Raw genomic sequence first — 15,173 nt, forward strand, 5'->3', positions numbered from 1 at the left:
TGCATGAGAAGGGTCCCGGGCCAAAAACCCGGGACCGATGTGATCAGAGGCGGACGAGCACCTGGGTGCGGCCAAGGACCTTTGCGCCGTCTACCGTGACGGCGAGGTCCACGCGCACCGTTCCCGCCTCGACGTCGATGACGCCGATCGTGCCCGTGACCTCGATCGATGCGGTGCCAGGGTTGGGCACCTCGACGGGCTTGGTGAACCGCGCCTGGTAGTCGACGACGGCGCCCGGGTCGCCCGCCCACTCGGCCGCCAGGCCCACGACGGTGCCCATGGTCAGCATGCCGTGCGCGATGACACCGGGCAGGCCGGCGCCCTCCGCGACCTTGTCGTTCCAGTGGATCGGGTTGAAGTCGCCGCTCGCGCCGGCGTAGCGGACGAGCGCCGCGCGGTCGAAGGTGACCGTGCGCGTACCGATCACGTCGCCGACGGCGAGGTCTGCGATGTCAGGGCGGCTCATGCGTCCTCACCTCGGATCGCGAGCGTGGACGTGACGGTGGCGACCGGCTCACCGAGAGCGTCCCCCTCGGAGGACGGCACCTCGACGTTCTCCGGCATCGCATAGATCTCGCAGCGCGTGGTCACCATGCTGATGGCCCCGCGGGAGACGATCCGGTCCACGTGCAGCACCGTCGTGAGCTCGTCGCCGGCGACGATGGGGCGGTGGTGCGTGAAGCGCTCGTCCGCGTGGACCACGCGCGAGAAGTCGATGTCGGCGGCCGGGTCGCTGATGTACTGCGACTCGGCACGCTGGGCCACGACCACGGCGAACGTGGGCGGGGCGACCAGGTCCGGATAGCCAAGACCCCGCGCCGCCACGAGATCGTGGTGCGCGGGGTGCGTGGCACCGACGGCACTGGCGAACTCGCGGATCTTCTCGCGGCCTACGGAGTAGGGAGCGTCGGCCGGGTAGACCCGGCCCTCGAAGTCAGCGTTCGCCACGTCGGTGTGAGCTTGCTATCGAGACTCAGCGAGTCTCGCGGTGCGACGTGTGCTTGCCACAGCGCGGGCAGAACTTCGCCAGCTCCAGGCGGTCAGGGTCGTTACGACGGTTCTTCTTCGTGATGTAGTTCCGCTCCTTGCAGTCCACGCATGCGAGCGTGATCTTCGGGCGGACATCCGCACTCTTGCTTGCCATGGCTCTCACCTCCGCGCCTCGATGGGAGAGGCGCCATGTGTCTTCTCGTCGTCCGGCAGTAACGTCGGACGGATGTACTTGCTTGGTAGCGAGGGCGGGGCTCGAACCCGCGACCTCACGATTATGAGTCGTGCGCTCTGACCAGCTGAGCTACCCCGCCGCGCGTGACTGAACGCGAGACCGTCCGCCGTTATTGTCCCACCAGCGAGCCGATGAGACAGGACGGACGACCCCGCGTCGATCACAGAGCCCCGAAAGGGAATCGAACCCTTGACCTTCTCCTTACCATGGAGACGCTCTGCCGACTGAGCTATCGGGGCGGCGAGGAAGACTCTACATGCCCTCCGGCCTGGCGTGAAATCGAATCGGGTGTGAAGTACGCCGCGTCAGTCACCGGCACCCGGACGGGCATCCACAGCACCCCCGAGGGGAACAAGAACGGGGCGCCATCCGCATGGATGACACCCCGTCCGTCACGTGGCTGGTGAGGGATTCGAACCCACGTAGGCTGAGCCGTCTGATTTACAGTCAGATCCCTTTGGCCGCTCGGGCAACCAGCCGTGAACGTGCCCAACCATAGCGCCCTCCGGGCCCCCGCGAGAAATCGAAATCACGGGCCGGCCTGGTGACGAGCCCCACAGGGCCTGCCGGGGCTGGTGCGACGTCACGAGTCCTATCGTGACGCCGTGACACAACACCACGATCGCTGGGGGCTGCCGCTCGGGATCAGCGCTTTCATGCTCTGGGGCGCGATGCCCCTGTTCTTCCCGCTGCTCGAGCCGGCGGGCGCCATCGAGATCGTCGCCAACCGGGTCGTGTGGAGCCTCGCGTTCTGCCTGATCGCCCTCGCCGTCATGCGGCAGCTCGGCGCCTTCCGCGATGCCCTGCGCTCGCCGCGGATACTCGGCACGCTCGCCACTGCTGCGGTCCTGATCGTCATCAACTGGGTGGTGTACGTGTACGCCGTCCTCACCGACCGGGTGCTCGACGCCGCCCTCGGCTACTTCATCAACCCCGTCATCACCGTGCTCCTCGGCGTGCTGATCCTGCGTGAGCGGTTGCGTCCGGTGCAGTGGCTGGCCATCGCCTTCGGCGCCGCGTCGGTGGTCGTGCTGTCCACGGGACTGGGTGGGCTGCCCTGGATCTCGCTGTGCCTCGCGCTCTCCTTCGGCATGTACGGGCTCGTGAAGAACCGGGTGGGTCGCACCGTCCAGGCGCTGCCCGGCCTGGCGGTCGAGACCGTGGTCGCCACCCCGTTCGCCGTCGCCTACCTCGTCTGGCTCGGCAGCTCGGGGACGTTCACCGGGCACGGTGCAGGACACTCCGTCCTGCTGATGGCGTCGGGCGTGGTGACGGCGCTACCGCTGCTCTTGTTCGGCGCCGCCGCACGCCGCCTGCCGCTCTCCGTGGTCGGCATGCTCCAGTACCTCACCCCCGCCCTGCAGTTCCTGGTAGGACTGCTGATCTTCGGGGAGCACATGCCGGCAGCGCGCTGGGTCGGCTTCATCCTGATCTGGGTGGCGCTCGTGCTGCTCACCACCGACGGCATCCACCAGTCCAGAAAGACGCCACGGATCCGTTAGTACGGCCTCGGCAGCCGGTGAACCGGGCGTCGACCGCCCGTGCCCGGTGGTCGGGTGAGGACCTGGCCCGTCACATCCGCGCCCTGCGCGCCGTCACACCGTTGACGCTCCCGAGAACGAGGATGTGACCGATGACCCCCGACGAGCTCGCCATCGCCTTCGAACAGCACCGTCCGCGCCTGCGCGCCGTGGCCTACCGGATGCTCGGCAACCCCGACGACGCCGACGACGCGCTGCAGGAGACCTGGCTACGCCTGAACCGCACCGGCGAAGCGGGCATCGACAACCTCGCCGCCTGGCTGACGACGGTCACGGGCCGGATCTGCCTCGACATGCTCCGCTCCCGGTCGACGCGCCGCGAGGACCCGCTCCCGACCGGTCTGCCGGACGACACCGCGCCGGAGATCCTCGACGAGGACTCCCCCGATCCCGCACGGCAGGCCGAGCTCGCCGACATCGTCGGGCTGGCCATGCAGGTGGTGCTGGAGAGCCTCGACCCCGCCGAGCGCCTGGCGTTCGTACTGCACGACCTGTTCGCGGTGCCCTACGAGCAGATCGCGCCCGTGCTGGGGCGTTCGGTCCCGGCGGCACGCCAGCTCGCGAGCCGCGGACGCCGGCGGGTGCAGTCCGGGGCCGCGGTGGCGCGGGCCGACGACGGCGCCCGGTCCCCCGCCGAGACGCGGACCGACCGGCAGGTGGTCGAGGCGTTCCTCGAGGCCTCCCGTACGGGCGACCTCGCTGAGCTCCTCGCCCTGCTCGCGCCGGAGGTGGTGCTGCGGGCGGACCAGTCCGCCGTCGACTCGGCCGCCGCCAACGCCGACCGCGGTGCGCCTCTGCTGGCCCGGGAGATTCGTGGCGCCGCCGCGGTGGCGGAGGCGTTCCGCGGTCGGGCGAAGCTGGCCGTGCCTGCGCTCATCGACGGTCTGGTCGGGTTCGCCGGGGCGCCGGGCGGTATCCCGCGCTTCGTGTTCTCGGTGGTCGTGCACGACGGACGGGTCGCCGCCATCGACCTGACCGCCGACCCGGACGCTGTCGCCGGCATGCACGTGGTGCTGCTCGGCCCCTCGTGACCAGCGGACATCCACCCGACGGCAGAGCGAGCCCGCTCCGCGACCCGTAGCGCGGCGGGGCCTTGGTTCAGACACCCGCCTCCGCGAGCGCCTTGGCCAGCTCCTCCGCGACGCCGTCGGCGTCGTGGTGCCCGACCACGGCGTCCGCCGAGGCCAGCACGTCGCGGTGGGCGTTCGCCACGGCGATCCCCCGGCCGGCCCAGGTGAGCATGGGTAGGTCGTTGGGCATGTCGCCGAAGGCCCAGACCTCGGAGGCGTCGACCCCGAGCCGCGTGCACCAGCGGGCCAGCGCGGCGGCCTTGTCGACGCCGAGCGGCATGAGCTCGGCCAGGCCGACGGCGCCCGAGTACGCGAGCTGCGCGTGCGGCCCGACGGCGCCGCGGACGGCCGCGAAGAACCGCTCCTGCGCGAGCCGGATCTCTTCGGGCGGGTCGAGGATGATGCCCGGTGGTGGGATGTACGCGGGATCGAGCGCAAGGATCTTCGACACAGGTCCGGCCACGCCGAGCGTGTCCTCGACCGGTACCGACCACAGACCGGGGTCCAGCGCCGGCTCCCGGTTCGGGTAGGTCGGGTCGAACGCGACGCCGTCGGGCCGCTCGAAGGCGAGTGCGGCGTGCGGCAGCTCTGCACGGATGCCGGTCACGACCGCGCGCACGGCGTCGTCGTCGAATCCGCAGGTGTCGAGCGTCTCGCCCGAGGCGAGGTCGAGCACGCACGCCCCGCCGATGCAGATGACGCGGCCGTGCCCGCCGACGGTGTCGGCGAGGTGCGTGAGCCAGCGCGGTGGGCGGGCGGTCACGAAGACCACCTCGACGCCCGCCGCGTCCACGTCCGCGAGCACCTGCCGGGTGCGGTCGGAGACCTTGCCGTCGCTGCGGAGCAGCGTGCCGTCGAGGTCGGTGGCGATCACGCGCGGCAGGCCGGTCACTGCTGTGTCCAGGGGTTGACGAAGGGGGCGGCGCTCATCTTGACCACGTCCTGTGTAGGCGCATACCCACACGATATGCGGCAACCGGCACAGCGCGGAGGACCGCATGCGCCAGATCACATGATTTACATGGTGTAACGTGTAAACACGGGAAACCAAGACCTCGGAGGCAACTGATGTCCGGCGACAAGGATCCAACCCAGTACGGCCCGGGCGGCCGAGGCTTCTACGGTGCCGTGACGGTGAGCGAGCGCGGGCAGATCGCCATCCCGGCCCAGGCGCGGCGCGACCTCGGGATCGGAGCGGGCGACAAGCTCCTGGTGCTCGCCGACCCGGAACAAGGCCTCGCACTGATGACCATCGAGACCCTGATGCGCAACCTGCAGGGGTCCTCGTCACTGCTGGAGATGATCCGGCAGCACGCCGACGACGACGCTGACCCAGCGGGGAAGCCATGACCGTCGCCGGCACGTCAGCGGCGACCACGCCGACGCCGTCGGCTCGCAGAGCGTTGGCACCTGACCTGGCACGGGGCGGGATGCTGCTCTTCATCGCGTTCGCGCACGCCCCGCTGTTCGTGTCCGCGATCGACCGCGGGCCCGAGCTGGCCAACGAGGTCACGAAGGTCTTCCACCTGATCTTCGTGCACAACCATGCGCGGCCGCTGTTCGCCTTCCTCTTCGGCTATGCGCTGGTGCAGATGATGCACCGGCGGCAGAGCCGCGGGGCGAGCTGGACCGACGTGCGCAGGCTGGTGCGGCGACGAGGCTGGTGGCTCGTCGCCATCGGCTGTGTCCACGTGCTCCTCTTCACGCCGCTCGACATCCTGGCGCCGTACGGGATCGCCGGGCTGCTGCTCGTCGGGCTGCTGCGGGCCAAGGACGCCACCCTGCTCCGGGTGGCCGGGCTGACGCTGATTCCGGCGACGGCCGCCGCCGCGGTCGGCATGTGGCTGCCGCTGTCGCAGGGCGTCTCGAGCTACACCGTTGGCAGCGTGGCCACCGGCGACCGGAGCTGGACCGAGGCGCTGGTCGACCGGGCGACAGGCTGGCCGTACGGGCTGGTCATCGGCATCCTGCTGGTCATCCCCGGTGTCGTGCTCGGGATGTGGGTAGCGCGACGGCGCGTCCTGGACGAGCCGGAGAACCACCGCGCCCTGCTCTGGCGGTTCTCGACCGTCGCGACGGTGGTGTCCGCCCTCGGCGCGCTCCCGGCCGTGCTGGTCGAGCTCGGCACGTGGTCGAACGGGAACCCGGTGACCGTCCTGGTCGCCTCGGTCGCCCAGCCGCTCACCGGTTATGCGGGCGGGATCGCACTGGCCGGGTTCATCGCGCTGGTCTCTCTCGCCGTGACCGACCGTCCCGGCCGGTTCACGACCGCGATCCAGGCGCTCGGTCAGCGGTCGATGAGCATGTACCTCTTCCAGACCGTGGTGTGGGTAGCGGTCTTCGCACCCTTCGGCCTGGGGCTGGAGAACCGGACAGGGCTCGCGGGTGCCACGGCCGTCGCGATCGCCACCTGGGTGGTCTCTGTGATCATCGCCGACCTGATGCGCAAGGGCGGGTACCGCGGCCCGGCGGAGATCCTGCTGCGCCGGCTGTCGTACCCGCGAGCGAGTACGGCCTAGCGCTGGCCCGAGACCGGCGGTCGAGACCGGGGTCAGCCCACGACCAGGGCCCCCACCGACACGAGGGCCGATGTCACGAGCAGGCCGAGCACCACGCGCTCGTAGCGTGCGCTGCCGAACGCGTGGAATGCCCGTGCGCCCACGAGCTGCCCCAGCAACGCCGCACCGACGAGGGGAAGCCAGTGCTCATAGGTCTCCCACGTCCCCGCGAGCACCAGCGCAGCGATGCTCAGCGGCAGACGCACCAGCGAGACGGTCACGAGGGTGTCGCGCATGGCGTGCGGCGCCAGGTCCCGGTGGACCAGGTAGTAGACGCTCGGCGGGCCGCCGAGTGACGTCGAGGTGCTCAGCGCGCCCGACAGGATTCCGGCAGGTACGGCCCAGGCGGGCCGCACGACCACGCCGCGCTCCCGCGAGCGCAGCCGCAGGACCACCGCACCGAGGACCACGCAGGCGACGAAGATCTGCAGCCCGGTCGCGGGCAGAGCGCCAAGGAGCCAGGCACCGACCAGCATCCCCGGGACCGACCAGCCGGCCAGCGCCGACACCTCACGACCGACGGGTCGTGGCACGCTGCGCCGCATCGCAAGGATCGCCACGTCGCACACGGTGCCGGTGATGATGATCGTCGACACGGCCTCCGCGCCGCCGACGGTCGCGGCGAGCACCGGGGCGCTCAACAGGGCGAACCCGAAACCGGACAGCGACTGCAGGACCGCGCTCACGAAGATCAGACCGAAGAGAGCGCTGAGGAGGAGCCCGCCGTCGAGGTGCACCGGGTCAGGCGGCCCGAAGCCCAGCGGCCGGCAGGATGATCTCGTCGATGTTGGCGATCAGGAACTCCCGGTCGACGGGGATGCGCAGCATGAGCGTGCGGTACGCGACCATCGCGGGGCCGACCATGCAGAGCTTCTCGACGTCGAGGTCCGCGCGGACCTCTCCGCGGTCGATCGCCCGCTGGAAGAAGACCCGGTTGACGGCAGCGCGCGGCTCGACCAGCGCCTCGTGCGCTGCGGCGGCCAGCTCGGGGTTGCGCGCGATCATGGAGACGATCCCGGCCATCACGTTGAGCTTGCGCTCGCTGTCGCGGATGCTCGGCGGCCTGACCATGGCGACCAGGTCCCCGCGCAGCGTGCCCGTGTCCGGCAGGCTGTCAAGGTCCGGGTCGCTGCCCTTCATCCACGCGACGGCGTCGAGCACCAGGTCCGCCTTGGACGACCACCGGCGATAGACGGTCGCCTTTCCCGCCTTAGCCCGCGACGCGACGAGGTCGATGGTCATCCCGTCGTAGCCGGTCTCCGCCAGCACGTCGAGCGCGGCGTCCAGGATCTCGGGGTCGCGGGTGTGGTCCCGCTTGCGCCCGAGCCGGGGCCTCGCCTCGGCCTGCTCGGTCTGCGTCATCGCAGTCGCCCTCCTCCCTCTGTCCATCCCTGACCTTACCGTCGGGTTAATTATTGAACCAGCCATATCCGGAACTCTTCAGTTCCGTATATGGTGAGCGCATGTCCGATACCGCAACACCCGCGACCGACCGCCGTCGCTGGATCACGCTCGTCGTGGTCGGGCTCGCCCAGCTCATGGTCGTGCTCGACGCGACAGTCGTGAACATCGCGCTCCCGTCCGCCCAGGCCGACCTCGGCTTCTCGGACGGGCAGCGCCAGTGGGTCATCACTGCCTACTCCCTCGCCTTCGCCAGCCTGCTCCTGCTCGGCGGGCGCCTCTCCGACCTGATCGGCCGCAAGCGCACGTTCGTCATCGGCCTCATCGGGTTCGCCGTCGCCTCCGCGCTCGGCGGCGCTGCCGGCTCGTTCGAGCTCCTCGTCGCCGCCCGCGCACTGCAGGGCGTGTTCGGCGCACTGCTCGCTCCCACCGCTCTCGCGGTGCTGACCACGACGTTCACCATCCCGAAGGAGCGCGCCCGAGCCTTCGGCGTCTTCGGTGCGATCGCCGGCGCAGGCGGCGCCGTCGGGCTGCTCCTCGGCGGGGTCCTGACCGAGGCACTCGACTGGCGCTGGAACCTGTACATCAACGTCTTCATCGCCGCGGTCGCCCTTGTCGGCGCGCTCGTCCTCATCCCACGCGTCAGCCAGACCGGCCCGCGGCCGAAGCTGGACGTCCCGGGCACCCTGCTCGTGTCCGGCGCGCTCTTCGGCCTCGTGTACGGCTTCTCGAACGCCGAGACCGGCGGCTGGGAGTCCCCGCTGACCTGGGGCATGCTGGCCGGCGCCGCCATACTGCTCACCGCGTTCGTCGCCTGGCAGGCGCGAGCGACGCACCCGCTCCTGCCGCTCTCGATCGTCCTCGACCGGAACCGGGGCGCCGCCTACATCTCGGTGCTCATCGCAGGTGCCGGAATGTTCGGCGTCTTCCTCTTCGTCACCTACTACCTGCAGCTCACGCTGGGGTACTCACCGATCCAGACGGGTCTCTCGTTCCTGCCCATGATCGGGATGCTCGTGCTCGCCGCGCAGCTCGGCACCAACCTGCTCGTCCCCCGGTTCGGCCCCAAGCTCATGGTGCCGGTGGGCATGACGCTCGGCGCGGCCGGCATGGTCGGCCTCACGTTCCTCGACGCCTCGAGCTCGTTCGCTCCGGACGTCCTCGCACCACTGATGATCATCGGCTTCGCGATGGGCACGATCATGCCCGCATCGATGCAGACCGCCACGCTCGGTGTCGACCGGCAGTTCGCCGGCGTCGCATCGGCGATGGTGAACACGAGCCAGCAGGTCGGCGGCTCGATCGGCACCGCTCTGCTCAACACCCTTGCCGCCACCGCCGCGGCCGACTACCTCGTGGCCAACGCGCCCCTGACCGAGGCGGTGGGTGCCCAGGCCGCGATCACCGGTTACTCGACCGCGTACTGGTGGGGCGCGGGCTTCTTCGCCCTGGGTGCGGTGCTGTCGGCGCTGCTCTTCCGCCGCCGCGGCGACGGCCTGTCGCTCACGAGCACGCCCCAGGTTCCGGCGGAACGAGTGGCCGAGCCGGTGGCGGTCGGCTGAGCCATGCTGAAGCTGGCGATGTTCGGCCTTGACGAGGGGCTCGACTGGGACTGCGGAGGGCTCGGGTTCGACGCTCGGCAGCGCCCGGACCTGGTCGCGATCGCCCAGGCGCGTGCACGCGCGAAGCACGGCGTCGCCTTCGATGCGTCCAACACGGTCCTGATCGGGGACACGATCAACGACGTCCACGCCGGGACCCGCGGTGGGGCCAAGGTGGTCGCGGTGCTGACCGGTGGCGTGGACGCCGCTGCGTTGACCGCGGCGGGCGCGTCGACGGTCCTGCCCGACCTCACCGACGCCGCGGCCGTTGTCAGCGCCGTGCGGAGGGCAGTGAGTTCCTGATAGGCCGAACGGGCGGCCACCGGAGTCCCCGGCAACCGCTCGTCGGCCAACACTCGGTCGCGTTACGCGCCGTACCCCCCGTCGATCCTCAGCACTGCGCCGGTGACGTAGGACGCCTGCGGGCTGGCGAGGAAGACAACACCCGCGGCGATCTCCTCCGGCCTGCCATAGCGCCCCATCGCCGTTGTCGGAAGAAACATGGAGGCGGCCGGGCTGTCGGCGGGGTTCATCTCGGTGTCGATGAACCCGGACTGGATGACGTTGACCGTGATGCCCCGGTGGGCCAGATCGCGGGCCGCACCCCTGCTGTAGCCCTCGAGGGCTGACTTGCCACCCGCGTAGTCGGCCATCCCGGGAAAGCCCACCCGCGTCCCCACACCCGAGCTGATACTGACGATCCGCCCACCATCGGGCAGCAGCGGGAAAGCTGCCCGGATAGCGGCCACCACGCTGGTGTAGTTGATCGCGAGCTGGCGGTCGAAGGCAGACTCGTCGGCGAGCTCGCCGTCGATCGGACCAGCGACGGTGACACCCGCATTGTTGACCAGAACGTCCAGCTTTCCGAACTGATCGACCACCCTGTGGATCAGGCCCGCCGCCTGCGCTGCGTCCGACTGGTCTGCCTGGAAGGCCGCCGCACGCACTCCCTTCGCCTCCAGGTCGGCGACCATGGCCTTGGCCTGATCCGCCGAGGACGAGTAGCTGATCGCGACGTCGGCCCCCTCGTCAGCCAGCGCCAGCGCCGACGCCGCCCCGATCCCCCGCGACCCGCCCGTCACGATCGCCACCTTGTTGTCCAGCTTTCCCATGAGCTTCCCGCTTCCCTGCTTGGTGGAGTTCTTGACCGTCTGGTCCACAATAAGGATGGTGGACCGGACAGTCAAGAATGGGTGGCCAACAGCGCCTGCGAGCTTGGCAACGCCGGTCCGGAAGTTCTCGCCCACGCCCATCGCACCTAGGAGACGGCCCACCGCGCTGATCGGGGACCGCATCGCGCGCGCCCAACGCGAGCGCGACCTGCCGGCCGAAGCCGATCCGATCGCACTGGCGCGTGCCCTTCTGGCCGCGCAACAAGGGATCGTGTTCATGGGTCGGACCGGGTTGGACACGGCCACACTCACTGCCACGGCACGATCACTTGCGGCTCAGCTCCTGCCGGACCGTTCCGGCGACTGAACCTACCGACGGCGAAGTGGGCTACTTCACCGAGAAGGCCCTCCGGCTCGCGCGGAGCTAGGACCTCCTGCTCGACCGGCCCTGACAGACCGAACGGGCGGCCGCCGTATACGCCGGAGTGCCGGAGTGCCGGAGTGCCTGAGTTGCACCTTCCGTAGCGGCATGTGGTCCCGTGGACTCATGTCGCGCCCCACTGAGGAAGACTCCCCGCTCATGTATTCGTCCTTCATCCCGCCGCGCCGGGTCAAGATCGGTGACGCGGCGGCCTTCGTCGGCACCACACCGCGGGCGATCCGTCACTATCACGAGATCGGCCTGCTCCCCGAGCCCGAGCGGGGCGGTGACGACCGCCGCCGCTACGGATACGAAGACATGATCCGGCTGCTGTGGATCCGCAAGATGGCCGACGCCGGGATCGCCCTGGACGATATCCGTGCCGCCTTCGCCGACACGGCTTCTGCCGGTGCCGGGGGCGACGGCGACGGCGACGGCGACCACGACATCGCGGACATCCTGGAACGGGTGGAGGAAACCCTCGGCGCCCAGGAAGCAGAGCTGCGGCGACAGCGGACTGCGGTGCAGCGCATGCGCACCGAGGGCAGCAGGATGGGCCTGCTGTCCGACTTCGTCACCAGCCGCCTCAAGAGCCTGCCCGAGGGCTCCCTACGCCAGGCAGACCTGGACAACATGCTGGTCATCGAGCGGATCTTCGGCCCGCTCGGTGCGGCCGTCAACGCCACTCGCTACATCGCCCTGGCCACCCACCCGGATCTGCGGGAGGAATCCGACCGTGTCGATGCCGCCGAGGAGGCACTCGATGACACGGTTGCTGTCGATGACCCTCGCGTGGCACAGGTGGCTGCCCAACGGCACGCCTTCGAGAAGGCGCTCGAAGCCGTCATCGAGGACTCCGGCCTGGCTCAGGACGACGATGCGCTCTTCGACTCCTGGGAGGCCTTGCACCCCCCTACCACTGACGAGGGGACGGACGAGGCCGGCCGAAGCTCCGGTAGGGAGCAAGGAACAATGAGCGCATTCGAGGCCACCGGAAAGATGCCCTACGACTTCTCCCCTGCCCGCCTGCGCTGCATACAGCTGGCCGGGGAGCTCTCGGTGGCCTCCTGACAGACCGAACGGGTGAGGCGTCAGCGGTAGTTCGTGAACTGGAGGGCGAAGTCCAGGTCCGAGCCCTTCAGCAGGGCCATCACCTCCTGCAGCTGGTCGCGCGACTTGCTGGTCACGCGCACCTCGTCACCGGTGATCTGTGTCTTCACGCCCTTGGGGCCCTCTTCACGGATGATCTTGGTGACCTTCTTCGCGGACTCCCCCGCCAGGCCCTCCTTGAGGGTGGCCGCGAGGCGGTACTCCTTGCCCGAGGGCTTGGGCTCGCGCTCACCGACGTCGAGCGCCTTGAGCGAGATGCCGCGCTTGATCAGCTTGATCTCGAACACGTCGAGGGCGGCGAGCACGCGCTCCGACGAGTTGGCGACGATCACGATGCTCTCGCCGCTCCAGGCGATCGAAGCACCGACGTTCTTGAAGTCGTACCGCTGCGAGATCTCTTTCCCCGCCTGGTTCAGCGCGTTGTCGACCTCCTGGCGGTCGACCTTGCTGACGATGTCGAACGACGAGTCGGCCATGTCGTGCTCCTTCTGCGTAACACCCGGACGCCCCTGCACGTCCAGTGGGATTCGGCACCACCGTATCGGGCACTGCGGGTGAGGGACGAACGGATGGTGCAGGTCACCGACCCGTGTCGGCGGCGACCCCCGGGAGCCGCGCGGCTCAGTACCGCGGCGGTGTGCCCCAGGGCGGCGCGTCCGGGCCCGGCGTCGGCCCGCCGGACCAGCCGGGGCCGTAGCCGTCCGACGGTCCGCCGGCCATCGTCTCGAGGCGGCGGATCCGGTCCTTCATCGGCGGGTGCGTGGCGAACAGGCGCCCGATCCCGGCCCCTCGGAACGGGTTCGCGATCATCACGTGGGACACGTTGGTGAGCTCGCGGTCCTGGGGCAGCGGTGCGCGCTGCGTGCCCTGCTCCAGCTTGCCCAGCGCGGAGGCCAGTGCCAGCGGGTCACCCGTGAGGCGGGCTCCGTCCTCGTCAGCGTCGTACTCACGCGTGCGCGAGATCGCCATCTGGATCAGCATCGCGGCCACCGGGGCCAGGAACGCCATGGCGAGCGCTGCGAGCGGGTTGCCGCCCTCACGGCGGTCACCGCCGCCGAAGAAGAGCAGGAACTGCGCCAGCGCCGTGATGAGCCCCGCCATCGCGGACGCGACCGACGACGTGAGGATGTCGCGGTTGTAGACGTGCATGAGCTCGTGCCCGAGCACGCCACGCAGCTCGCGCTCGTTCAGCAGCTGGAGAATGCCCTCCGTGCAGCAGACCGCAGCGTTCTTCGGGTTACGGCCCGTTGCGAACGCGTTGGGCGCCTTGGTCGGCGAGATGTACAGCCGGGGCATCGGCTGGCGCGCCGCCGTCGACAGCTCCCGCACGATGCGGTGCATCTCCGGCGCCTGCAGCTCCGTGACGGGATATGCCCGCATCGCTCGGATCGCCAGCTTGTCGGAGTTCCAGTAGCCGTAGGCCGTCGTGCCCAGCCCGATGAGCACGAAGATCCAGAGCATGCTGGAACTGCGCCCGAGGAGGGCCCAGATCCCGAAGATCACGACCCACATACCGCCGAACAGCGCGGCTGTCTTCAGCCCGTTGTAGTGCCTGTGCATCGCACTCCTTTCCTCCCAGCCGAACGCGCCGCGCCGGGCGGCGGTTCCCACGAGCATGATCTCGCACTGCGTCGCGCGCATGAAAACGGCGTGAGCCCCGTACGGGACTCACGCCGTCTGCACGCCATGACCGGACCGGTCAGGCCTGCGGCCTGCTGATCGAGATCATCTCCGCACGCGGCACTACCTTGACCCGTTCACGGCCCTCTGCCTCGCCGAGCGCCCGCTCGTGCGCGTCCAGGAGCTCCCAGCCGGACCACTCGATGTACTCGACGCCCTTGCCCGCGAGGAACTCGGTGACGGCCTCCGGTGCACCGTGGGTGGCGGTCCGCCCGCCGTCCAGGTCGCCGGGAGCCTCGCCGTCGCCCACTCCGGTGACGTCCTCGACGAGGTGGCGCACCGTCTCCGAGGCGTCGGACTTGGTGTGGCCGATGAGGCCCACCGGTCCGCGCTTGATCCAGCCCGTCGCGTAGACGCCGGGGACCTGGTTGCCGTCGATGTCGACGACCCGGCCCTCGCGGTTGGTGATGACGCCCTTGACGTCGTCGTACGGGATCTCCGGCAGCGCCGAGCCGAAGTAGCCCACGGCGCGGTAGACGGCCTGGACCGGCCAGTCGATGAACTCGCCGGTGCCCTTGCTGGTGCCGTCACCCTGCAGCGCGGTGCGCTCCGTGCGGAAGCCGACCACCTTGCCGTTCTCGCCGAGCACCTCGGCCGGGGCGTTCAGGAAGTGCAGGTGCAGCCTGCGTGACGCCGTGTTCTGCGCCGGGTCCTTCAGCGTCCAGTCCACCAGGGTTTTCACGACCTGCTTGGTCTGGTTCGACGAGTTGATGGCCGCCTCGGAGCCCTCGTCGAAGTCGAAGTCCTCCGGGTAGACGACGACGTCGACGTCCGGCACGTGGCCCAGCTCGCGCAGCTCCAGCGGCGAGAACTTGACCTGCGCCGGGCCGCGGCGTGCGAACACGTGCACGTCCGTGACCGGAGAGGACTTCAGGATCTCGTACACGTTGGCCGGGACCTCGGTGGGCAGCAGGTCGTCCGCGTGCTTGGCGAGGATGCGGGCCACGTCCAGGGCGACGTTGCCGGCACCGATCACCGCCACCTGCTCCGCCTCCAGCGGCCAGGTGCGCGGCACGTCCGGGTGGCCGTCGTACCAGGACACGAAGTCCGCGGCACCGTAGGAGCCGTCGAGGTCGATACCCGGGATGTCCAGCTCGGCGTCCTTGATGGAGCCGGTGGAGAAGATCACCGCGTCGTAGAACTGGCGCAGGTCCTCGAGCTTCACGTCCACGCCGTAGTCCACGTTGGCCAGCAGGCGGATGTCTCCGCGGCTCAGCACCCGGTGGAGCGCGACGATGATCTGCTTGATGCGCGGGTGGTCCGGGGCCACGCCGTACCGCACCAGACCGAACGGCGCGGGAAGGCGCTCGAACAGGTCGATGCTGACGTCGAGGTCGGTCTTGGACAGGATGTCGCTCGCGTAGATGCCGGCAGGGCCGGCGCCGACGACGGCGACGCGCAGGGGTCGGGTGGTGCTCACGAAAGGGGCGCCTTCCGGGTCGAGGTCAGGAGGG

17 protein-coding genes and 3 tRNA genes are annotated in these 15,173 nt (G+C 69.8%); 7 read left to right on the plus strand and 13 right to left on the minus strand.

Features of this window, described 5'->3' with window-relative positions; translation table 11 throughout:
- Nucleotides 1-43: 43 nt before the first annotated feature.
- From ACFS27_RS27840 to ACFS27_RS27865, 6 genes are all read right to left on the minus strand, one after another.
- Nucleotides 44-466, minus strand: coding sequence for a MaoC/PaaZ C-terminal domain-containing protein (locus tag ACFS27_RS27840; RefSeq protein WP_377190391.1), 423 nt, complete (start codon nucleotides 464-466; stop codon nucleotides 44-46).
- Nucleotides 463-948, minus strand: coding sequence for an FAS1-like dehydratase domain-containing protein (locus ACFS27_RS27845; protein ID WP_377190393.1), 486 nt, complete (start codon nucleotides 946-948; stop codon nucleotides 463-465). Before ACFS27_RS27845 ends, ACFS27_RS27840 begins: the two co-directional genes overlap by 4 nt.
- 25 nt (nucleotides 949-973) lie before the next feature.
- Nucleotides 974-1,144, minus strand: coding sequence for a 50S ribosomal protein L33 (rpmG, locus tag ACFS27_RS27850; protein ID WP_013837798.1), 171 nt, complete (start codon nucleotides 1,142-1,144; stop codon nucleotides 974-976).
- A gap of 83 nt (nucleotides 1,145-1,227) precedes the next feature.
- Nucleotides 1,228-1,304: transfer RNA gene (locus ACFS27_RS27855), tRNA-Met, on the minus strand.
- A gap of 87 nt (nucleotides 1,305-1,391) precedes the next feature.
- Nucleotides 1,392-1,464 (minus strand) — tRNA-Thr (locus ACFS27_RS27860).
- Nucleotides 1,465-1,622: 158 nt separating this feature from the next.
- Nucleotides 1,623-1,704: transfer RNA gene (locus ACFS27_RS27865), tRNA-Tyr, on the minus strand.
- A gap of 126 nt (nucleotides 1,705-1,830) precedes the next feature.
- Here ACFS27_RS27865 and rarD point away from each other — a divergent pair.
- On the plus strand, nucleotides 1,831-2,727 hold the full coding sequence (gene rarD / locus ACFS27_RS27870; protein ID WP_377190395.1) for an EamA family transporter RarD: 897 nt from the start codon (nucleotides 1,831-1,833) through the stop codon (nucleotides 2,725-2,727).
- Nucleotides 2,728-2,858: 131 nt separating this feature from the next.
- The gene (locus ACFS27_RS27875; RefSeq protein WP_377190397.1) at nucleotides 2,859-3,797 is read left to right on the plus strand and encodes a sigma-70 family RNA polymerase sigma factor; all 939 of its coding nucleotides are present in this window, start codon (nucleotides 2,859-2,861) and stop codon (nucleotides 3,795-3,797) included.
- 67 nt (nucleotides 3,798-3,864) lie between these two features.
- Here the strand turns inward: ACFS27_RS27875 and ACFS27_RS27880 are convergent, their stop codons facing one another.
- Nucleotides 3,865-4,728, minus strand: a complete 864-nt coding sequence (locus ACFS27_RS27880) for an HAD family hydrolase (RefSeq protein WP_377190399.1) — start codon at nucleotides 4,726-4,728, stop codon at nucleotides 3,865-3,867.
- Between the two features lie 176 nt (nucleotides 4,729-4,904).
- On the opposite strand from ACFS27_RS27880, the gene ACFS27_RS27885 reads away from it, so the two are divergent.
- Together ACFS27_RS27885 and ACFS27_RS27890 are read left to right on the plus strand one after the other, a co-directional pair.
- The gene (locus ACFS27_RS27885) at nucleotides 4,905-5,186 is read left to right on the plus strand and encodes an AbrB/MazE/SpoVT family DNA-binding domain-containing protein (protein WP_377190401.1); all 282 of its coding nucleotides are present in this window, start codon (nucleotides 4,905-4,907) and stop codon (nucleotides 5,184-5,186) included.
- Nucleotides 5,183-6,355, plus strand: a complete 1,173-nt coding sequence (locus ACFS27_RS27890) for a DUF418 domain-containing protein (RefSeq protein ID WP_377190403.1) — start codon at nucleotides 5,183-5,185, stop codon at nucleotides 6,353-6,355. Before ACFS27_RS27885 ends, ACFS27_RS27890 begins: the two co-directional genes overlap by 4 nt.
- Before the next feature lie 32 nt (nucleotides 6,356-6,387).
- On the opposite strand, the gene ACFS27_RS27895 is transcribed toward ACFS27_RS27890, so the two are convergent.
- Together ACFS27_RS27895 and ACFS27_RS27900 are read right to left on the minus strand one after the other, a co-directional pair.
- Nucleotides 6,388-7,131, minus strand: coding sequence for a sulfite exporter TauE/SafE family protein (locus tag ACFS27_RS27895; protein WP_377190404.1), 744 nt, complete (start codon nucleotides 7,129-7,131; stop codon nucleotides 6,388-6,390).
- Between the two features lie 4 nt (nucleotides 7,132-7,135).
- Entirely contained in the window at nucleotides 7,136-7,756 is a 621-nt protein-coding gene (locus tag ACFS27_RS27900) for a TetR/AcrR family transcriptional regulator (RefSeq protein WP_377190406.1), read from the minus strand.
- 101 nt (nucleotides 7,757-7,857) lie between these two features.
- On the opposite strand from ACFS27_RS27900, the gene ACFS27_RS27905 reads away from it, so the two are divergent.
- Together ACFS27_RS27905 and ACFS27_RS27910 are read left to right on the plus strand one after the other, a co-directional pair.
- Nucleotides 7,858-9,357 carry an MFS transporter gene (locus ACFS27_RS27905; protein ID WP_377190408.1) on the plus strand — a complete coding sequence of 500 codons (1,500 nt, stop codon included), beginning with the start codon at nucleotides 7,858-7,860 and terminating at the stop codon, nucleotides 9,355-9,357.
- Between the two features lie 3 nt (nucleotides 9,358-9,360).
- Complete coding sequence (locus ACFS27_RS27910) at nucleotides 9,361-9,699, plus strand: HAD hydrolase-like protein (RefSeq protein ID WP_377190410.1); 339 nt, start codon at nucleotides 9,361-9,363, stop codon at nucleotides 9,697-9,699.
- Between the two features lie 62 nt (nucleotides 9,700-9,761).
- On the opposite strand, the gene ACFS27_RS27915 is transcribed toward ACFS27_RS27910, so the two are convergent.
- Nucleotides 9,762-10,643: an SDR family NAD(P)-dependent oxidoreductase gene (locus ACFS27_RS27915; protein ID WP_377190411.1), complete on the minus strand. Its 882-nt coding sequence runs from the start codon at nucleotides 10,641-10,643 to the stop codon at nucleotides 9,762-9,764.
- Between the two features lie 412 nt (nucleotides 10,644-11,055).
- On the opposite strand from ACFS27_RS27915, the gene ACFS27_RS27920 reads away from it, so the two are divergent.
- The gene (locus ACFS27_RS27920) at nucleotides 11,056-12,000 is read left to right on the plus strand and encodes a MerR family transcriptional regulator (protein WP_377190413.1); all 945 of its coding nucleotides are present in this window, start codon (nucleotides 11,056-11,058) and stop codon (nucleotides 11,998-12,000) included.
- 20 nt (nucleotides 12,001-12,020) lie between these two features.
- Here the strand turns inward: ACFS27_RS27920 and ACFS27_RS27925 are convergent, their stop codons facing one another.
- From ACFS27_RS27925 to ACFS27_RS27935, 3 genes are all read right to left on the minus strand, one after another.
- Nucleotides 12,021-12,515 carry a YajQ family cyclic di-GMP-binding protein gene (locus ACFS27_RS27925; RefSeq protein ID WP_377190415.1) on the minus strand — a complete coding sequence of 165 codons (495 nt, stop codon included), beginning with the start codon at nucleotides 12,513-12,515 and terminating at the stop codon, nucleotides 12,021-12,023.
- A 145-nt stretch (nucleotides 12,516-12,660) separates the two neighbouring features.
- Nucleotides 12,661-13,599: a zinc metalloprotease HtpX gene (htpX, locus tag ACFS27_RS27930; protein ID WP_377191207.1), complete on the minus strand. Its 939-nt coding sequence runs from the start codon at nucleotides 13,597-13,599 to the stop codon at nucleotides 12,661-12,663.
- A 139-nt stretch (nucleotides 13,600-13,738) separates the two neighbouring features.
- Entirely contained in the window at nucleotides 13,739-15,139 is a 1,401-nt protein-coding gene (locus ACFS27_RS27935; protein ID WP_377190417.1) for an FAD-dependent oxidoreductase, read from the minus strand.
- Nucleotides 15,140-15,173: the final 34 nt, after the last annotated feature.

The organism is Promicromonospora vindobonensis, from assembly GCF_042685865.1.
Classification (GTDB): domain Bacteria; phylum Actinomycetota; class Actinomycetes; order Actinomycetales; family Cellulomonadaceae; genus Promicromonospora; species Promicromonospora vindobonensis.